Source organism: Piscinibacter lacus (assembly GCF_016735685.1).
GTDB lineage: Bacteria > Pseudomonadota > Gammaproteobacteria > Burkholderiales > Burkholderiaceae_C > Aquariibacter > Aquariibacter lacus.
On sequence record NZ_JAERRA010000001.1, the window covers coordinates 1,676,544 to 1,693,362 of the forward strand.

Below are 16,819 nucleotides of genomic sequence, written 5' to 3' on the forward strand. Positions count from 1 at the left end.
ATGGCGTTCAGACGAAGGGACACGACGCCTGTCCGAGCTGAATGGTCAACTCTTGCATCGGTGCCGTCGAGGTGGCGGACATGTCGTGGTCCAGGGCTGCCGCGAAGTGGTCTCCTGTAGTTCTAGCTACCTAAGGGGGCTGCTGCCGCCAGGGCACTAGCGCCGACACAAGGGGCAAGCAGCAGGCGCAGCAGATTGCGCTGAAGAACCAGGATGAGGTGAGGCAATTCCTGGCCGCCGTAGGTGCGGCGTAGGCCAACAACGAGTCTAGTCGCGGGCGTGCCGCGCGGTGGCGACTGAAGGGGGAGCAAAGGCGTGTTGAAGTTCATCCATGCGGCGGACATCCATCTGGACAGCCCGCTCAACGGCCTAGCTGCCTACCCGGACGCCCCGGCCGCGCAATTGCGCAGTGCCACGCGCGATGCGCTGACGGCCCTGGTCGACAAGGCCCTGGAAGAGGAGGTCGACTTCCTCGTCATCGCCGGCGACCTCTATGACGGCACCTGGCGGGACTACAACACCGGCATCTTCTTCTGCAAGGAGATGGGGCGCCTCAGGCGCGCGGGCATCCCGGCCTACGTGCTGTTCGGCAATCACGACGCCGAAAGCGAGATGACGCGCAAGTTGGCGCTGCCGGACAACGTCAAGACCTTCGGCGCCAACATGCCGCAGACCTTCGACGTGCCCGAGTTGGGCGTGGCCTTGCACGGGCACAGCTTCAAGCACAAGGAGACCACTGACAACCTGGCGGTGCACTATCCCGCGCCCGTGGCCGGACGCTTCAACATCGGGGTGCTGCACACCGCGCTGGAAGGCAACGCCGCCCATGCGACCTATGCCCCGTGCCGCATCGATGAGCTGCATGCGCGCGGCTATCAGTACTGGGCGCTGGGCCATGTGCACGAGTTTGCGCAGTGGACGGGCGCCACGACCATCGTGTTTCCCGGCAACCTGCAGGGCCGCAATGTGCGTGAGTGCGGCCGGCGAGGCGCCGTGCTGGTGACCGTCGACGACGAAGGCCATCCGGAGGTCGAACGCATCTTCATCGACATCCTGCGCTGGGAGCACCTGGAGGTGGATGCCAGCGACTGCCGCTCGATGGCCGAGGTGTCGCTGCACATCGGCCGGGCCTTCGAAACCGTGCTGGCCACCGACCCCCACGTGCCGCGCGCCGTGCGCGTGACGGTCACGGGAAAGACCGACGCCCATGGCCAGCTGTTCGGCCTCGAGCAGCAACTGCGCAGCCAGGCATTGGCCCACATTGCCAGCCTGGGCAATGAGCGCCTGTGGCTGGAGAAGGTCTGCCTTCGAACGTCGCCACACCTGGACACCAGCGCTATCCACCAGCGCATGGACGCGTTCTCGGACCTGCAAGCCATCGTCGGCGCGGCCATCACCGACCCGGATTTCAACCAGAGCCTGCAGACCGAGCTGATGTCCTTCATCAACAAGGTGCCGGCCGAGGTGCAGGCGCACCTGCCGGTGCTCGAGCAGGTTCGTCAGGGCGACCTTGCGAGCCTGATGGATGAGGTGGCGCCTGGCCTGCTGGCGCACTTGGCGCATCAGGCAAATCACGCACACCAGGCGAATCAGGGGCAGGGGGAGTAAGCGATGCGCCTGCGACGACTCCAGCTCCTGCGCTACGGCAAGTTCACCGACACCGAGGTCGACCTGCCGCGCGCGGAACACGACTTCCACTTCATCGTCGGCCCCAACGAGGCCGGCAAGTCCACGCTGCGCGGCGCCATTGGCGACCTGCTCTTTGGGCTGCCGCTTCGCTCGGGGCCCATGGCGTTCCTGCATCCGCAACCGGACCTGCGTCTGGGGGCGACAGTCGAGCACGGGCAGCAGGCGTTGGACTTCTTCCGCATCAAGGCCAACAAGGCAACCTTGCGCGACGCCGCAGATGCCCCACTGGCCGACGACGCGTTGTCGCCGTTCATGGACGCGGCCGACCGCGACTTCTTCGAGCAGATGTTCGGGCTCGACCATGGCCAGTTGGTCAAGGGGGGCGAGAGCATCCTGGATGCGTCCGAGGAAGTCAGCCAGGTGCTGTTCCAGTCCGCCGCGGGCATCGACAGCCTGGGCAAGGTGCGCGACGCACTGACCGCCGAGGCCGACAAACTCTGGGCGCCGCGGGCGGCGGCCTCTCGCACGTATTACGCCGCCAGCAGCCGCTGGGAGGATGCCAGCCGCAACGTCAAGCAGCTGGCCGTCAGAACCAAGGTCTGGACCGAGGCGCGCGCCGCGCTAACGGATGTCGAGTCCCGCATCGAGGCCGCCAACGCGCGGCGCACAGACCTGCAGGCCGTTCGCGGCCGGCTGGAGCGGATTCGTCGACTGGCGCCTAGCGTTCACGCGCTCAACGAGACCACGGCCGCGCTGGCGCAACTCGGCGATGTGTTGGAGCTGCCCGCCGATGCCGGCAAGCAGTTGAGCGAGGGCATGGCGGCGCTGTCACGCGCGGAGACGGTGGCCGAGCAGCGTGCCAGCGATGTGACGCGATTGGCGGCCCAGTGCGAGGGCCTGGTCTTTGACGGCGGATTGCTGGCGCACAAGGAAGGCATCGAAGTACTGCAGGCGTTCTCTCAACGCGTGCAGGACCACTACGACGACCTCGATGTGCAGCAGCGGGCCCACGACCAGCTCCTGGCGTTGGCCCAGGCGGATGCCGCTGAGCTGGGATGGCCCGCCGACGAGACGGCCTTGCGCGCCACGCTGCCGCACCCGCTGGTGGTTCGCGAGGTGCAGCGGCTGGTGACGGCGCACGGCGAGTGCGTGCAGTCGCTGCGCAGCGCGCAGCAGGCGGTCAAGGACAAACGCGCCGAGAGGGCCGACGCGGAGGCAGAGCTCCAGCGGCTTGCACCGGACGAAGTGTCGCCCGCGCTGCGCGCAGCGCTGTCAGCCGCGCAGGCCTCCCGGAATACGGCCGCGACGCAATCTCGTCTTGACCTGGGGGTGGCCGCTGCCGAGCGCGCACTGGACGCCGCCTTGGCGGCTCTGGGTCCGCGTGCCGGCGATGTCGCCTCGTTGCAGCGGATGGCAGCGCCGGCGGCTGCACGCCTGTCCGGCCTGGTGGCCGAGCGGCAGCGATTGGTGTCGGCGCGCGATGCCGCCGCCGAGCGAGAGGCCGAAGCGAAGGCTGCGCTCGACACCGCGCAATTGGCTGTGGGGCAGTTTGAGGCGGCGGGGCATGTCGTGACCGGGACAGAGGTCCGTGACGCGCGTGTGGACCGCGACAAGGCCTGGTCGTCCATCAGGGATGGCGCCGTGGCGCTGGCCCTCGGCGCGCCAGCCCTTGACGCCGCCATGGCCCTGGCAGATGAACTGGTCGACACCCAGCTGGGCTCGGTCAACGAGGCTGCGCGGCTTCAAAGCCTGCGTCAGCAGGCGGAACGTCTGGGGCTGGCGCTGGCACAAAGCCAGTCGTCCTTGGCACGCAAGGCGCAGGAGCTCGGGCAGTTCGACCAGCAGTGGGCCGATGAGGTGGACGCACTGGGGCTGGCAGGCCTGGCCCCGGGCGCGGCACAAGATTGGTTCGCCAAGCGGGAGACAGCCCTGTCCGCCGCCTCATCGCTGGACGACAAGCGCGCCGAACGCGACCAGGAGAAGCGGGCTTCTGACGCTGTCGGCAGTGCCTTGAGGACGGCCTTGGCGTCGGCAGGCGTGAGCCTGGCCGATGGCGCGTCGCTGTTGGCCTTGGTGGAGCAGGCGGAAGCGCATGTCGCCAGGATGGATGCAGCCGTCACGCGCCGGGAGCTTCTGGCGCAGCGGCTTCAGGCCGCCGCCAGCGTGGTGCGGGACCTGGAGGCCGCGGCTGCAGACGCTGAAGCAGCGCACACGACATGGCAGACATCCTGGGCCACCGCGCTGGCGGCGGCAGGCCTGACGGCCTACGTGAAGTCTGTCGACGATGCCGAGCAGGCCCAGCTGTTGGTGGAGCGGGTGCGAGCCAACCTGACGCAATCTGCCGCCACCAAGCGGGACCGCATCGACACCATGCGCGCGGACCTGGCCAGGTTCGAGGCCATGGCGCAGGCGCTGGTGACGCGACTTGGCCAGGGCGAGCTGGCCAGCGCGACGGCGCGGGACGTGGTGCGGGCGCTGGTTCCGTCACTGCGCGAGGCCGAAGCCGCCCAGCAACGCCGCGCGGCGGCACAGGACGCGTTGCAGGCGGCACGTGAGAACCTGCTTCAGGCACAGCAAGAAGTGCAACGCGTGCATGCGAGCGTCGGGCCGCTGCTGGCCGCTGCCGGTGTCGAGACATTGGCGGCGGCGATACCGCTGGTCGAGTGCTCCGACCGACGCCGTCAACTCTTGGCCGAGGCGCACAACACACGGACCAACCTGGCCAAGGACGCCGAAGGTTTGACGCTGGATGCCGTGCTGGCGGAGGTCCAAAGCTGCGACCTGGCTAAGTTGCCGGTGGACCTGGCGGGCGCCAACGAATCACTGGAGACCCTGCAGGCCGAGCATGTCCGGTTGGCGGAAGAGCGCCTCGCCGCGCAGCAGGCACTGGATGCCATCGACGGGCGCACCGACGCGGCATCCGCGGAATCGCAGCGGCAAGAGGCCTTGGCCGACATGGTGGAGGCGTCGGAGCGCTACCTGAAGGTCGCCACAGCCGTGCGGCTGCTGGGATGGGCCATCGACCGTTACCGGGACGAGAAGCAAGGCCCGATGCTCGCGCGTGCTGGCAGCATCTTCAGGCAACTGACCCTCGGCCGGTACACCAAGCTGTTCGTCGACTACGACAAGACGCCGGTGAGCCTGTCAGCGCATCATGCCGATGGGCGGCAGGTCGAGGTGTCCGGGTTGAGCGAAGGCACCCGCGACCAGCTCTACCTCGCCCTCCGGTTGGCGGCACTTGAGTTGCACCTGCAGAAGGCCAAACCGCTGCCGTTCATCGCCGATGACCTGTTCATCAACTTCGACGACGAGCGGTCCACCGCGGGGCTGGAGGCCTTGCGCGAGCTGTCCACGCGTACCCAGGTGCTTTTCCTGAGCCATCACGACCACCTCTTGCCGCGGGTGAAGTCGGTCTTCGGCGATGGTGTCAATGTCGTGAAGCTGCAGCGATGACCACTGCGCGGCTCGGCAAGGGCGTGTGGGTCCTGCGGTCGGTCGTGGCTTGGGAGACGCGTGTTCCTGACCTGGCTGATGCCGGCTAGCTGTGATGGGCCGCTGGCCGACAAGTTCCTGGCGTGCCGCGTCAGTCAGCCCTCAAGCTGGCTTCACGATTGCCGATATCGGCAGTTCACCGCGGCTGCGCGCAGCTGAGGTGACGGCATGAGGGTGATGCTTCCTGCTGCTGGACCTGAGCTCAGGTCGTCCCGTCGCTTCCGTACACCTCAGAAAGAAGACCCGCCATGATGTTCCTGTTCAACGGCATCCGCGCCGAAGTGGAGCCTGTTCCCAAGAAGAAGGGCTGGTACCAGCTCACTGGAAAGCACATCGAACGTTGGACGATGGACGTCAGCGACACCTTGGGCGACCTGCGCGGCTCAGGCATCAAGGTCGACTTCCAGGCGAAAGTCATGGGAATCCATGACCGGGAGCCCGAAATCGCACTGCACGACCCCCGGTTCAACGAGGAGAACAACCCGGAGCACGGCGCCACCTTCGGCGTCTATACCGCGGCCGGTCGCACATACATGCTGATGGCCGTCAATCAAGCCGAGTACGTCATCTTCCGCTTCTTGTGTCCTCACGAGGCCGGCGACGACGGAGAATTCGACCCCATCAGCGAATACCGCATTGATGTGCCGGCCAGCAAGGCGAAGCGTCCCAAGAAGGTCGCAGCCTGACCGGGCGGCGTGCCGCACTGCGAGCGCCGCGGCGGAAACCGCGCCGCGGGAAAATACGTCGACCGCAGAACCAGTCATGAGCGAGCTGTCTCGGCACTACCAACTTGATGCCCTGGCCTCCGAATGCACGGCCATCGGACGTGAGTCGGCCGCGGCCGGGCTGCGCCTGGACCGCAAGCTCCCGGAGACCTATCGGGCTGCCTATGAGGCCTACGATGGTCCCAAGAAGCGGCTCGGATACTACGAAGGCAAGTGGCTCAGCCTTCGCCTCAGCGCCGTACGGCGCGGCATGATTGTCGACGCGACGGTCACGCCCGCGTTGCTAGAACGCATGACCGACGGGCGATGCCCAGTCACGCTGGAGCCGTTCAGGATGGGTGGCGGCCCATCGCCGCGAAACCCCTCCGTCGACCGGCTCGTCAACGAAGTCAGCTACCGTGCCGGGAACTTGTGCATGCTGTCCCAGCGGGCAAACCGTGCCAAAGCCGAGCTTTCCTTTGAGGAGGTGGCCCAAATCGCCCAAGCCGGCGACGCGTATGGCGAGCTCGCATCCATCGAGTGGATGCGATTGGCCTCGTTGATGTACGGCGCCTGGGCGCGGGCCTACAAGCTGTCCGACCCTTACTTGCTGCCGCTGGCCGCCATCCCCGGCGCCGGAATGTTCATGAGCACATCGCAGGTGGTCCAGTTACTGCTGACCCGCCACTACGGCCCGGCCGGTTCATCCCCATCTGCCACAGGCCGCTGGACGGAGATGACGCGGGACGCCGGCTGCGATGTCGCAAAGTTCACGACGCTGAGCACCCGACTCGCGGCCGCCCTGGCCAAGGAACCCAACGCCGGGAATGCCTGGCTCCATGGCGACGTGTTCGACGCATTCGTCGCCTGGTACCAATGCTGCCGACACGTGGTCGCCCCCTCCGTGGAGTTACTGTTGGAGAGGCGGCAGCTCAGCGCCGGCGACCCCGTTGCAGACTTGGCGTGGCCGACGACGTCGCGCTACAAGCACTGACCGCGTCTGTGCCGGCGACGGGGTAACGCAGGTAACCCGGGCAACGCGGATGCAAAAAAAAGAAGAGGGCGAACCCTTTCAGGTCCGCCCCCCCTCAGCTGTCAGCTCATGCTGCCAGCAGCATGTCGTTCACATCGACGCTCGGGAGCAGGTGCTCCGGGATGTCGATGACCGTGACCTTCGCGGCGCCAAGGCCAGCGCCAATGCGTTGGGTGCTCTCCTCACCACCCGGCAGCCGGCGGAGAACCACCGACCACCCACCCGCCGCCCATTTGGTCCCAGCAAACAGCTTGCGCAGTTCCTGGTGCATGGGCGAGTTCACCACGTAGAGCGACCACCTGCCTTTCGCGAACGCCACGCGCAAACCCAGTTGGGCCATGCGCATCACGACTTCAGGCTGTTCGGTCGGGTCCTTGCAGACCGTCTCGATGGCCTGCGCAATCGACAGTTGACGGGTTACCAGCGCAGCGCCGTCCACCACCTTGAATGGCAGAACGCGGCTGGTCAACGCTTCCAGGCATTGGAGCTCGTCGCTGACCTGATGGACCGCGATTCGCTCCTCGATTCCCAGCATGCTCACCAGGAACTTCGCGTCCTCATCCGTTGCCGGTGTGTCGGACACAAAAGCCCAGTAGCTCGCCAGCAGGGTGCCGACGGTGTCGGCCATGCGGCCGTCACCCCCCGAGGCCAGGATGCGTTGCCGCACCGCCGTCTCGGAATCCTGGAACACATTCCAACGACTGAGATAGAGCCGTGCCAGCTTCGGCCCGATTTCCCGGGCCTCGGCTGCGGTCAGCCGTTCGCCCTTGGGCGTGCCCTTGGCTTCGAGAATGACCCAGCGGGTGAGGTCCGCTGGCTCCATCTTGCCCGGACTGATGCCCGCCGCGATGAACGGCGAGTAGAACCGGTAGCTCTTGGACTTGCCGGTCACCGTGCCTCGGACGATGCCTTCATCACCTTCCTGCAGGCTGTAGGACATGCGGGCCACGTCGAAGGTGTCCTTGCATGCCATGCGGCCGGGGTCGGCCTCGAACTCGTCGTTGACGACGACTTTCGAGGTGCCTGCCAGGCTTTGATAGTAGGCCGCCATGGTTTGCGGCCCCGTGCAACCGAACGCCAGCGGCCCCAGCAACCAGCGCACGTACTCCAGCACCGTGGACTTGCCACAGGCTGCCGGGCCCGTCATTAGCACGTGAGGCCGACGGCGCAAGGCCGTCGACACCAGGCTCATGCCGAAGAAGCCCAGCACGATTTCCCCCGCCATGGAATGAATCCACTGCGGGGAGTTGAAGGCGGCCAAGACCTTGTTGACATCATCTGCGGTGGCCTCCGGGGTCGACAGGTCAAAGCCGACATCACCGCCGACCGGATAGACCCGGTCCTCGTGGATGCCGTGCTCCAGCACCGTGCCGTCAGCGCGCCACAGCTGACGACCATTGACCACCAGTTGCCCGTCATTCATCTTCCAGACGCCGACCCGCCGCTCGGCAGTTTCCGAGTACGGGCCGACCGCCTGACAGGCCGACAGGATGTCCGTGGCGAGGCGCTTGTGGTTGAACACAAACACCTCTTTCTTGGCGTCGAACTCGGTGTAGTACTGCTCGCACCAGTTCGCGCCGAACTGCGCCTTGAGGTTCATCTCCTTGAGGTCCGAAGCCCCCAGCGAGGTCACCCGCATGTTCAGCAGCGAGAAGGCGGCAACCTTGTTGCCAAGCATGCCCAGCGGCACGTAGCCCCCGGAGGTGCTGCCGCTTTGCTGGGTCATGGGAGTGCCGGTGGTGCTCAGAATGGTCTTGTTCATTTCAATGTCCTTTTTCGAGACCCGCGTCCGTTGGACGGGGCTGAGTTAATGGGGATGGACACCCCTTGCGGGGCGGACCCTCCACGGGTCGGCCGCCTTGCGACGGCACGAAGCACTAACGGGACGCACCCGACCCGCCTGTTGCCAGGCCGGTCGTTGGCACTCCGACGAGTTCGACTCGTTGGAATGTTTGAAGGTCAGGTTGTGAAAGAACGGCAGCGGCCATCCCGGCGACGGGACGACCACTGCCTGTTGTCGGCACGAACACTGCCAGCTTTAGCGAAATCTTCGGGCGCCGGGCCGCCCACCGGAAGGTGCACGACCGGCAGGCTGGTCGCCGGCACCGGACTGGCTGAGGCGACTCAGGCCCGACCGGCCTCCAGCTCTTGCTTGGAGAAGAACGACCTCGAGGTCAGGTGGCTCGGCCGCGGCTTGGCCCGGCTCTTCCGAGGGCCTTCCTGAGCCGTGTCGGCCTTGGGTTTGGGGTCCAGGGCCGGGGTGGGGGCGGGCTGAGCGGCGGCGGTCGAGCCGGCGTCCGCCTGGGTCGAGGCCAGCCATTGCTGCTGCTGGGCGCGTTGGCGCTGCAGCCAATCGTGGACCACCGACTGGAACCACAGCGACTCCTTGCCGAACCTGACGGACGGCGGGAAGTCCCCGGCGCGCACGCGCCGCTCCAGGGTGCGTTCGCAGCAACGCATCAGGTCGGCGACGTCGGTCTTGGTCATCAGGGGGTCGTTGAAGCTCACGGCTTGAATCGGCGAGGTGGCGATTCAACGTGTAGCCCGAAGGCTTATATTTCTCGGCAGCCAAGCTCAGGCAAGAGACAGGCCGTGGCCCGCATCGACCGAGAAGGCTCGAGCCCTGGCGGGTCAGGTCCAGGGCTCGAGGAGATGCGGTGGCGTCAGCTGGACGGGTGGCCCCCTGACCACCCGCGTCGGCTCGGTGGGCCGAGCAGCCGCCGCAGCATCAGGCGCGTCGTTCCAGGGCGTCGTCGGCGTCCGTGGCGGCGCTGGCCACCTTCGATGCCGACCCCTGGCTCCCCACGCGCTTGGCCACGAGTCTTTCCCCGTCCTTGACGAGATGGAACACGTTAGCGCCCGCAGCGGGCTTGCGCGCGCGGGCATGCTTTTGCTTGCCGTGCGGGTGCACGGTGGCCGGCATCGGCGTCAGCTCGCGCAGCTTCTCGTCGAGCACGTTCAGCGCCTTGACGATGTCGGAGTTGGCCAGATTCACGTAGACCTCCGCCATGCGGGTCGTCGTGTGCAGCAGCAGTTCCTTCAACGCGTGCGCGCCGATGCCGGCCTTGGCATAGGCGGTGGCGCCCACGTGACGGAGGTCGGCGAATCGGAGCTGGGGCAGCCCGGCTTTCTGGCGGACACCGTCCCACGCCATGTCGATGGCGTTCTCGGTCATGGTGAAGACGTTGTCCGAGGTACCGCGCGGCAGGGATTGCAGGATGGCCACGGCGCGCGGCGGCAGCTGCGCATCCATCCACTTGCCCTTGGCCCAGACCCGGGCCCGGCAGGTTTCCAGGTCGGTCTGGCTCCAGCGCAGTGACAGCAGCGAGTGCAGCCGCAGCGTGCTGTGAATCGCCATGTCCACCAGCGGCCAGAACTGCGGGTTGTCGCACTGCGAGAGCGCCTCGACGATGCGATTCATCTGCGCGTCGGTGACGACGATGAAGCGCTTGTTCGACTTGCCCAGCTTGATGCCCACGCAGGGGTTCACGAAGCCTGTCCAGCGCCACTCCCGGATGGCGCTGTTGAAGGCGGTCTTGAGCAGCGCGACTTCCTTCTGGATGGTGCTGTCGCCCCACCCCTCGGTGGTGCCCGTGGTGACGAGTCCGCGGATGTCTTCGGTGCCGACCTTCGACACTGGCTTGTTGGCCAGCTTGCGGATGAGCTCGTAGGTCTTGGCACGCTTGGCCATGCGCGCGTCCATGTGTCTGCGAAACGCCTTGGGCACGGACTTGGCGGCCGGCACCGTGACCAGACTGCGGTTGCCGTTGTCCTCGATGACGACCGCCAGGCGCGGCAGTCCGACCGCTGTCACGTAGTGGTTGATGCGGTCGATTTCGGACTTGTAGCCGTCCTTGGCAATCGAGTAGCGCGCGGCGTACTCACCCAGGAACCGACCGAGGGTCATGCGCGAGGGCCCGCCGAACAGCGGGCCTTGCTCGGCTTCATCGAGCTTCTTCTGCTCCTTGAGCCACGCCACGACCTCGTCTTCGGTCGGGAAGGTCTCGCGGCGCACGCTGCCGTCGGCGAACTTGTATTCGCCCTTCCAGCCCTTGCGGCCGGCGATTTGGAACGGGCGCCTCACAGCTCACCTCGCGCGAGGTGGTGGTGGGCTTGGGGATGGGCCGGCTGTGCTGCCGACGCGATGAGTTGATGGAAAGGGAACACGACGAGCTCCAAATGGAAGGCTCGCGTATCGCCACCAGTTTTATCCGGCCAGCATGGTTGCCGCGACGTGGGCCGGCTTCAGCGTGACCGTGCGCGACATGGCGCGACACGGTGCGGCTTGGCACGACCCCGTGCGGGTCCCGTTTTACTGACAGTTTTACTGACACCTGGGCTTTTTGGACCCTGGAACAACAAAGGCCTCAGCGACTTGCATCGCTAAGGCCTTGTTTTTTCACGCTTTTCGGTGGCTCCCCGACCTGGGCTCGAACCAGGGACCTACGGATTAACAGTCCGGCGCTCTACCGACTGAGCTATCGGGGAACAGCCTCACACTATAGCAGGCTCTCGGAGCGGTTCACAAGTCCAGCTGCAGTGATGCACGCACGCTACGGGCGGGCAGGGGGTAGAGGTAGACGTGGCCGAACTGGTAGGGGCCTTCCTGCCAGGCGCGGCGGTTGGCGAGGTTGTCGATGCCGGCACGCCAGATCAGGCGCTGGCCGCCGGGCAGCCGTTGCTCGTAGCTGGCGCCGAGGTCGAGGCGCGCCCAGCCGGGGATGCGCAGCTTGTCGTCGCCGGGGATGAGCACGCGATCGCTGTCCGCGCTGAGCAGGCCGTAGGCGCGCAGGCCGGGCAGGCTGCTGAAGCGGTACTGCAGGTCGGCGCGCAGGCTGCGGGCGGGCACGTTGACGGGGCGGCTGCCGTTCAGGCCGGCCTGGGCGCTGCCTTCGCGGCGGGCGTGGATCCAGGTGGCAGCCAGGCCCAGGGTCCAGGGGCCGAGCCGGGTGTCGAGGCTGGCTTCCACGCCTTGGTGCACGGCTTCGCCGTCGGCCTGGCGGCTGCAACTTCCGGGGCTGCTGTCCTCGCAGGGGCCGAGGTCGGCGAAGACGGGCCGGTCGATGCGGAAGAGGGCCAGGCCGCCCTGCAGCGCATCGCGGCCGCCACGCCAGCCGATCTCGGTCTGGCGGCTTTCCAGCGGGCCGACGGCTTCGCCGCGGCGCTGGTAGCGCGGGCGGTTGGGGGTGACGTCGGATTCGACGCCGCGACCCCAGCTTGCATAGAGGCTGTGGCCGGGGGCCGGGGTCCAGCTCGCAGCGATCCAGGGCGTGGTGAAGTCGTCTTCGTAGGCTGTGGCGCGGGTGCCGGAGGTGCTGATGCTTTCGCGTTCCAGCCGGGTGTGGCGCAGGCCCAGCCAGAGCTGGAAGCCGGGTGCGAGCTGGATCTGGTCGCGCAGGTAGAACTCGCGGCTCCGTTCGCGTCGATTGGTGTTGTCGTCGGTCAGGGTGGGGTCGGCTGGGACCTCGGTCTGGCCATTAATCGTGCCGATGCCGACGTAGTTGAAGGCCTGGCCTTCGAAGTCGGCCCGGCTGCGGTTGAACAGCAAGCCGGCGGACAGGCGGTGGCTGATGGGGCCGGTTTGCAGGCTGCCGTGCAGGCCCAGGTCCAGGGCGTGCTGGCGGCGACGCTCGTTCTCGCTGCGGAAGTCGTAGTAGTCGAAGCTGCCGTCGCTGCAATAGCGGTCGAAATTGCCTTCGGCGCCGCAGCCGTAAGGGAAGGCGGTGTAGTCGTCGGTCTTCAGGCGCTGGCTGCCGCCGTGGGCGACGAAGCGCCAGCCGCCGGCCAGGGCCTGGGTCCAGCGCAGGCTGCCCGTGAGGCCCTCGAAGTCGATGGGGCGCACCCAGGCCTGGTTGTTCAGGTTGATCGTCGGGTCGATGTCGCGCGCATCGGGCACCCGGTCGCCCAGCAGGCTGAAGCCGGGCTGGCTGGGCTGGCGCTGCTGGCTCAGCTCGAATTCGGCTTCCAGCAGGCTGCCGGGTGCGATGCGCCAGTCGCCGGCCAGGGCCAGCAGGCGGCGCTGGCCTTCGGCATCGTCCAGCCGCGGGCGCAGGCGTTCCGCCGCCACGTTCAGGCGCAGGCCGAAGGCCCGGTCTTCGCCGAAGCGGCTCGAAAGGTCGACGGCGGCCAGCAGGTTGCCGTCGCCCTTGATCTCGACCAGGGCGCTGCGCAGCTCGGTGTCTGGCCGCTTGACGATGAAATTGACCAAGCCGCCCGGCGCGCTGACGCCGGCCTGGATGCCGCTGGCGCCCTTGAGCAGTTCAAGCCGGGCCTTGTTGTCCAGCGGCAGCGCGGTCTCGCCGCTGATGGGCAAGCCGTCGCGGCGCAGGTTGCTGCGCAGGTCCAGGCTGAAGCCGCGCACGGTGAGGTTGCTCCAGTAGCCGGTGGCGTTGTAGGCGCCGCCGACGCTGGCATCGAGCCGCGCGAAGTCGGCCAGGCTGACGCCGCCGATGTCCAGGCGCTGGCCTTCACCGAGGACGGTCGTCTGCATGGGCAGCTCGCGGGCCAGCGTGCCGGCGAAGCCGCCGATCTCGACCTGGGCGGCATCGGCCCGGCCTTGGACCCGGACGGTGTCGAGCGAGGCCGCTTGATCGGCCGACCAGACGGGCAGGGCCGCGCACAGCGGCCACAGTCCGGCAAGGATCAGGCGCCAGTGCGGCGCCCGCGCCGGGGCGGCGGTGGAAGGGTGTATCAGGTGATGAGCCATCGGTGCTTGCGTTGCGATGGCAGGTGGGCGCTGCAGCAACGCGGTCGCGCCCGTAGGCCGACCCCGAGGACTGGACGCTTCCCTGCGCGAGGATTACCTCAATCAGGTTCAAAGGGACTTTCTCAGTCGGCCCACGCCATGCGTGACCAACACCCCCAGCGGCACGACGCGCCTTGCGGCCTCGTCGCGTGACCGAATTATGCGGCCCGCGCGCAGGGTTCGCCCGGATGGGGCCGGGGGCGCAGCCTCGGCAAGCTCGGGTCCTTCGCCTCCGGCGCCGCCGGTTGCGTGCCTTCCGTCCCTGAACCGGAGATCCCGATGAGCCAGCCCGACACCTGCTGCACCCTCGTGCCCTACTTCAAGGCCAAGCCCGGCCAGCTCGCCGCCTTCCAGGCGCTGATGCCGCGTTTCACCGACCTGACCCGCAACGAGCCGCGCTGCCTGCACTACGCCTTCAGCGTCGACGGCGACAACATCCACTGCCGCGAGGGCTATGCCGATGCCGCCGGTGTGCTGGCCCATCTCGACAACGTCGGCGCGGTGCTCGGCGAGGCTTTGCAGCTTGCCGACATCACCCGCCTGGAAGTGCACGGCCCCGAGGCCGAGCTGGACAAGCTGCGCGAGCCGCTGGCCGGCTTGAACCCGGCCTTCTACGTGCTGCAACCGGGCGGCTTCCGGCGCTGAATGCAGCGCTCGGCGCAGAGCGTGCCGCACAGCACAAGGGCCCCCGCGGGGGCCCTTGTCGTGTCAGAGGCGGCCGGGGGCCGCGGGCTTCAGAGCACGTCCGAAGCGTAGTCCGCCAGCCGCGAGCGCTCGCCGCGCGCCAGCGTCACATGGCCGCTGTGCGGCCAGCCCTTGAAGCGGTCGACGACATAAGTCAGGCCCGAGCTGCCCTCGGTCAGGTAGGGCGTGTCAATCTGCGCCAGATTGCCGAGGCAGACGATCTTGGTGCCGGGTCCCGCCCGGGTGATCAGGGCCTTCATCTGCTTGGGCGTGAGGTTCTGCGCCTCGTCGATCAGCAGGAACTTGTTCATGAAGGTGCGACCGCGCATGAAGTTCAGGCTCTTGACCTTGATCTTGCTGCGCACCAGGTCGTTGGTGGCGGCGCGGCCCCATTCGCCGGCCCCGCTGTCGTTGCGGGCCAGGAACTCCAGGTTGTCGTCCAGCGCGCCCATCCAGGGGCCCATCTTCTCTTCCTCGGTGCCGGGCAGGAAGCCGATGTCCTCGCCCAGCGGCACAGTCACGCGGGTGACGATGATCTCGCTGTAGCGCCGCTCGTCGAGCACCTGCGACAGGCCGGCGGCCAGCGTCATCAGCGTCTTGCCGGTGCCCGCCGTGCCGGCCAGGGTGATGAAGTCGCAGTCCGGATCCATCAGCAGGTTCAGGGCGAAGTTCTGCTCGCGGTTGCGCGCGGTCACGCCCCAGACCGAGTTCTTGCCGTGCGTGTAGTCCTTCAACGTGCGCAGCACGGCCGTCTTGCCGGTGATCTCGGTGACCTTGGCATACAGCGGCGCGGCCCCCGGCGTCTCCAGGTAGACGAACTGGTTGACCAGCAGCACCGGCACCATGGGCCCGGCGATGCGGTAGTAGGTGGCGCCGCCTTGCTGCCAGCTCTCCATCGTCTTGCCGTGGCGGTCCCAGAAGTCCGTCGGCAGGGCGAGCACGCCGGTGTAGAGCAGGTCACCGTCTTCCAGCGTCTTGTCGTTGGCGTAGTCCTCGGCGGCCAGGCCCAGCGCGCGGGCCTTGACCCGCATGTTGATGTCCTTGGAGACCAGCACCACCTCGCGCGCCGGGTGGGCCTCGACCAGGTGCTGCACCACGCCCAGGATCTGGTTGTCCGCCTTGCCCTGCGGCAGGCCCTGGGGCAGCTTGATCTCGAGCAGCTTGGTCTGGAAGAAGAGCTTGCCGCCGGCCTCGCGATGACCCGTCTTGGCCAGCGGGATGCCTGCGGCGGAGTCGAAGGCGCCATGGCCCATGGCCGCGACCAGGGCATCCAGCTCGCGGCTGACCTGGCGGACATTGCGCGAGACCTCGCTCATGCCCTTCTTGTGCCCGTCGAGTTCCTCCAGCGTGATCATCGGCAGGAGGATGTCGTGCTCCTCGAAGCGGAACAGGCTGGTCGGGTCATGCATCAGCACATTGGTGTCGAGCACGAAGAGCTTGGCCGGCCCGCCGGCCAGGCGCCGCGGGCGGGCGCGGGCCGGCTCGGCTGCGGCACGGGCCTCGCGTGCAGGCGAGGGCGCGGGTGCGGGCGCGCGCTGGGGCGTGTCTAGGGCCGGGCTGCGGGCGCTGACCGGCGCTGCCTCGGCCGGCTGCCGGCTTGCGGCAGCCGGCCGTTCCGGCGGCTCGGGCACGGTGTCCGCGCTGCGGCTGCTGCGGGTGGGGCTGCGCCGGCTGCGATTGCCCAGATCGGCATCGGCCGCCAGAGGCGCCGGATCCAGCAGGGCGGGTGGGGCGCTGGCTTCGTCGTCCGTTGCCGTGCCGCGCTTGAGCGCGCGCGGCGCGGCCTGGGCCTCGAAGTCACGCGGGCCGAGCAGGGAAGCTTTCTGGGTCGGGGGCTTGGGCAGGGGCATGGTCGGGGCTGAACGCGGAGCCGAAAAAAGAAAAAGCCGCACAGCAAGCTGTGCGGCTTTGTGGGGATGCGGGGCTTCGTCCCTCAGGCATGCGACCGATTATGCATGCCGGGCCTCACCCGGCGCCCGGGCTCAGGCGGCTTCGCGCAGGCCCTGGACCGACTGCAAGACTTCGTCCACATGACCGGCCACCTTGATGCCGCGCCACTCGGCGATCAGCACGCCTTGCGGGTCGATCAGGAAGGTCGAGCGCTCGATGCCCTTGACCTTCTTGCCGTACATGATCTTGTTCTTGACCACGCCGAACATGTGGCAGAGCTTTTCCTCGGTGTCGGCGATCAGCTCGAAGGGCAGTTCCAGGCTCTGCTTGAACTTGTCGTGCGAGACCAGGTTGTCGCGCGAGACGCCGAAGACGACGGCGCCCGAGGCCAGGAAGTCGGCATGGCGGTCACGGAACTGCATGGCTTCCGTGGTGCAGCCCGGGGTGTTGTCCTTCGGGTAGAAATACAGGACGATGGAGCGACCCCGGAATGCCTGCGGCGTGAAGGTCACGCCGCCAGTGGCCTGCGCATCGAAATCCGGAAGGGGTTTGTTCAGGGCAGGCGTCATGGCAGGTGGGCAGGGCTTGAACAGCCGCCGATTATAGAAGGCGCGCCGAAGCCGCCCCCGGGCGCCACCCGGC

General features: G+C 67.5%; 11 protein-coding genes, 1 tRNA gene and 1 riboswitch. Of the genes, 5 read left to right on the plus strand and 7 right to left on the minus strand.

The genetic code is table 11. From position 1 onward, the window contains the following. Positions 1 to 318 precede the first annotated feature (318 nt). The 4 genes from JI742_RS07590 (at position 319) to JI742_RS07605 (ending at position 6,819) form a co-directional block, all read left to right on the plus strand. Positions 319 to 1,608 (plus strand): metallophosphoesterase family protein, encoded by a 1,290-nt coding sequence (locus tag JI742_RS07590; protein WP_201826481.1) that lies wholly within the window; start codon positions 319 to 321, stop codon positions 1,606 to 1,608. Between the two features lie 3 nt (positions 1,609 to 1,611). Further along, positions 1,612 to 5,082: an ATP-binding protein gene (locus JI742_RS07595; protein WP_201825219.1), complete on the plus strand. Its 3,471-nt coding sequence runs from the start codon at positions 1,612 to 1,614 to the stop codon at positions 5,080 to 5,082. 287 nt (positions 5,083 to 5,369) lie between these two features. Beyond that, on the plus strand, positions 5,370 to 5,807 hold the full coding sequence (locus JI742_RS07600) for a hypothetical protein (RefSeq protein ID WP_201825221.1): 438 nt from the start codon (positions 5,370 to 5,372) through the stop codon (positions 5,805 to 5,807). A 76-nt stretch (positions 5,808 to 5,883) separates the two neighbouring features. Continuing rightward, positions 5,884 to 6,819, plus strand: coding sequence for a hypothetical protein (locus tag JI742_RS07605; RefSeq protein ID WP_201825223.1), 936 nt, complete (start codon positions 5,884 to 5,886; stop codon positions 6,817 to 6,819). A gap of 106 nt (positions 6,820 to 6,925) precedes the next feature. On the opposite strand, the gene JI742_RS07610 is transcribed toward JI742_RS07605, so the two are convergent. From JI742_RS07610 to JI742_RS07630, 5 genes are all read right to left on the minus strand, one after another. Continuing rightward, a complete protein-coding gene (locus tag JI742_RS07610) occupies positions 6,926 to 8,620 on the minus strand; it encodes a hypothetical protein (protein ID WP_201825225.1) in 1,695 nt (564 codons plus the stop codon). A gap of 362 nt (positions 8,621 to 8,982) precedes the next feature. Beyond that, the gene (locus tag JI742_RS07615) at positions 8,983 to 9,366 is read right to left on the minus strand and encodes a helix-turn-helix transcriptional regulator (RefSeq protein WP_201825227.1); all 384 of its coding nucleotides are present in this window, start codon (positions 9,364 to 9,366) and stop codon (positions 8,983 to 8,985) included. 220 nt (positions 9,367 to 9,586) lie between these two features. After that, entirely contained in the window at positions 9,587 to 10,942 is a 1,356-nt protein-coding gene (locus JI742_RS13880) for a site-specific integrase (protein WP_201825230.1), read from the minus strand. 328 nt (positions 10,943 to 11,270) lie between these two features. Next, positions 11,271 to 11,346, minus strand: a tRNA-Asn gene (locus JI742_RS07625). Between the two features lie 34 nt (positions 11,347 to 11,380). Further along, positions 11,381 to 13,564 (minus strand): TonB-dependent siderophore receptor, encoded by a 2,184-nt coding sequence (locus JI742_RS07630; protein WP_201825232.1) that lies wholly within the window; start codon positions 13,562 to 13,564, stop codon positions 11,381 to 11,383. A 62-nt stretch (positions 13,565 to 13,626) separates the two neighbouring features. Beyond that, positions 13,627 to 13,731, minus strand: a riboswitch (TPP riboswitch). Positions 13,732 to 13,882: 151 nt separating this feature from the next. On the opposite strand from JI742_RS07630, the gene JI742_RS07635 reads away from it, so the two are divergent. Next, complete coding sequence (locus JI742_RS07635) at positions 13,883 to 14,248, plus strand: putative quinol monooxygenase (RefSeq protein WP_201825234.1); 366 nt, start codon at positions 13,883 to 13,885, stop codon at positions 14,246 to 14,248. Positions 14,249 to 14,337: 89 nt separating this feature from the next. Here the strand turns inward: JI742_RS07635 and JI742_RS07640 are convergent, their stop codons facing one another. Then, positions 14,338 to 16,137: a PhoH family protein gene (locus tag JI742_RS07640; RefSeq protein WP_201825236.1), complete on the minus strand. Its 1,800-nt coding sequence runs from the start codon at positions 16,135 to 16,137 to the stop codon at positions 14,338 to 14,340. Positions 16,138 to 16,269: 132 nt separating this feature from the next. Next, positions 16,270 to 16,746 (minus strand): peroxiredoxin, encoded by a 477-nt coding sequence (locus JI742_RS07645; protein ID WP_201825238.1) that lies wholly within the window; start codon positions 16,744 to 16,746, stop codon positions 16,270 to 16,272. Positions 16,747 to 16,819: the final 73 nt, after the last annotated feature.

Excerpts from the sequence above, each read along its gene's own strand:
- JI742_RS07595 (WP_201825219.1), top strand. The coding sequence starts at position 1,612 with ATGCGCCTGCGACGACTCCAGCTCCTGCGCTACGGCAAGTTCACCGAC.
- JI742_RS07600 (WP_201825221.1), top strand. The coding sequence starts at position 5,370 with ATGATGTTCCTGTTCAACGGCATCCGCGCCGAAGTGGAGCCTGTTCCC.
- JI742_RS07605 (WP_201825223.1), top strand. The coding sequence starts at position 5,884 with ATGAGCGAGCTGTCTCGGCACTACCAACTTGATGCCCTGGCCTCCGAA.
- JI742_RS07610 (WP_201825225.1), bottom strand. The coding sequence starts at position 8,620 with ATGAACAAGACCATTCTGAGCACCACCGGCACTCCCATGACCCAGCAA.
- JI742_RS07630 (WP_201825232.1), bottom strand. The coding sequence starts at position 13,564 with ATGGCTCATCACCTGATACACCCTTCCACCGCCGCCCCGGCGCGGGCG.
- JI742_RS07635 (WP_201825234.1), top strand. The coding sequence starts at position 13,883 with ATGAGCCAGCCCGACACCTGCTGCACCCTCGTGCCCTACTTCAAGGCC.
- JI742_RS07640 (WP_201825236.1), bottom strand. The coding sequence starts at position 16,137 with ATGCCCCTGCCCAAGCCCCCGACCCAGAAAGCTTCCCTGCTCGGCCCG.
- JI742_RS07645 (WP_201825238.1), bottom strand. The coding sequence starts at position 16,746 with ATGACGCCTGCCCTGAACAAACCCCTTCCGGATTTCGATGCGCAGGCC.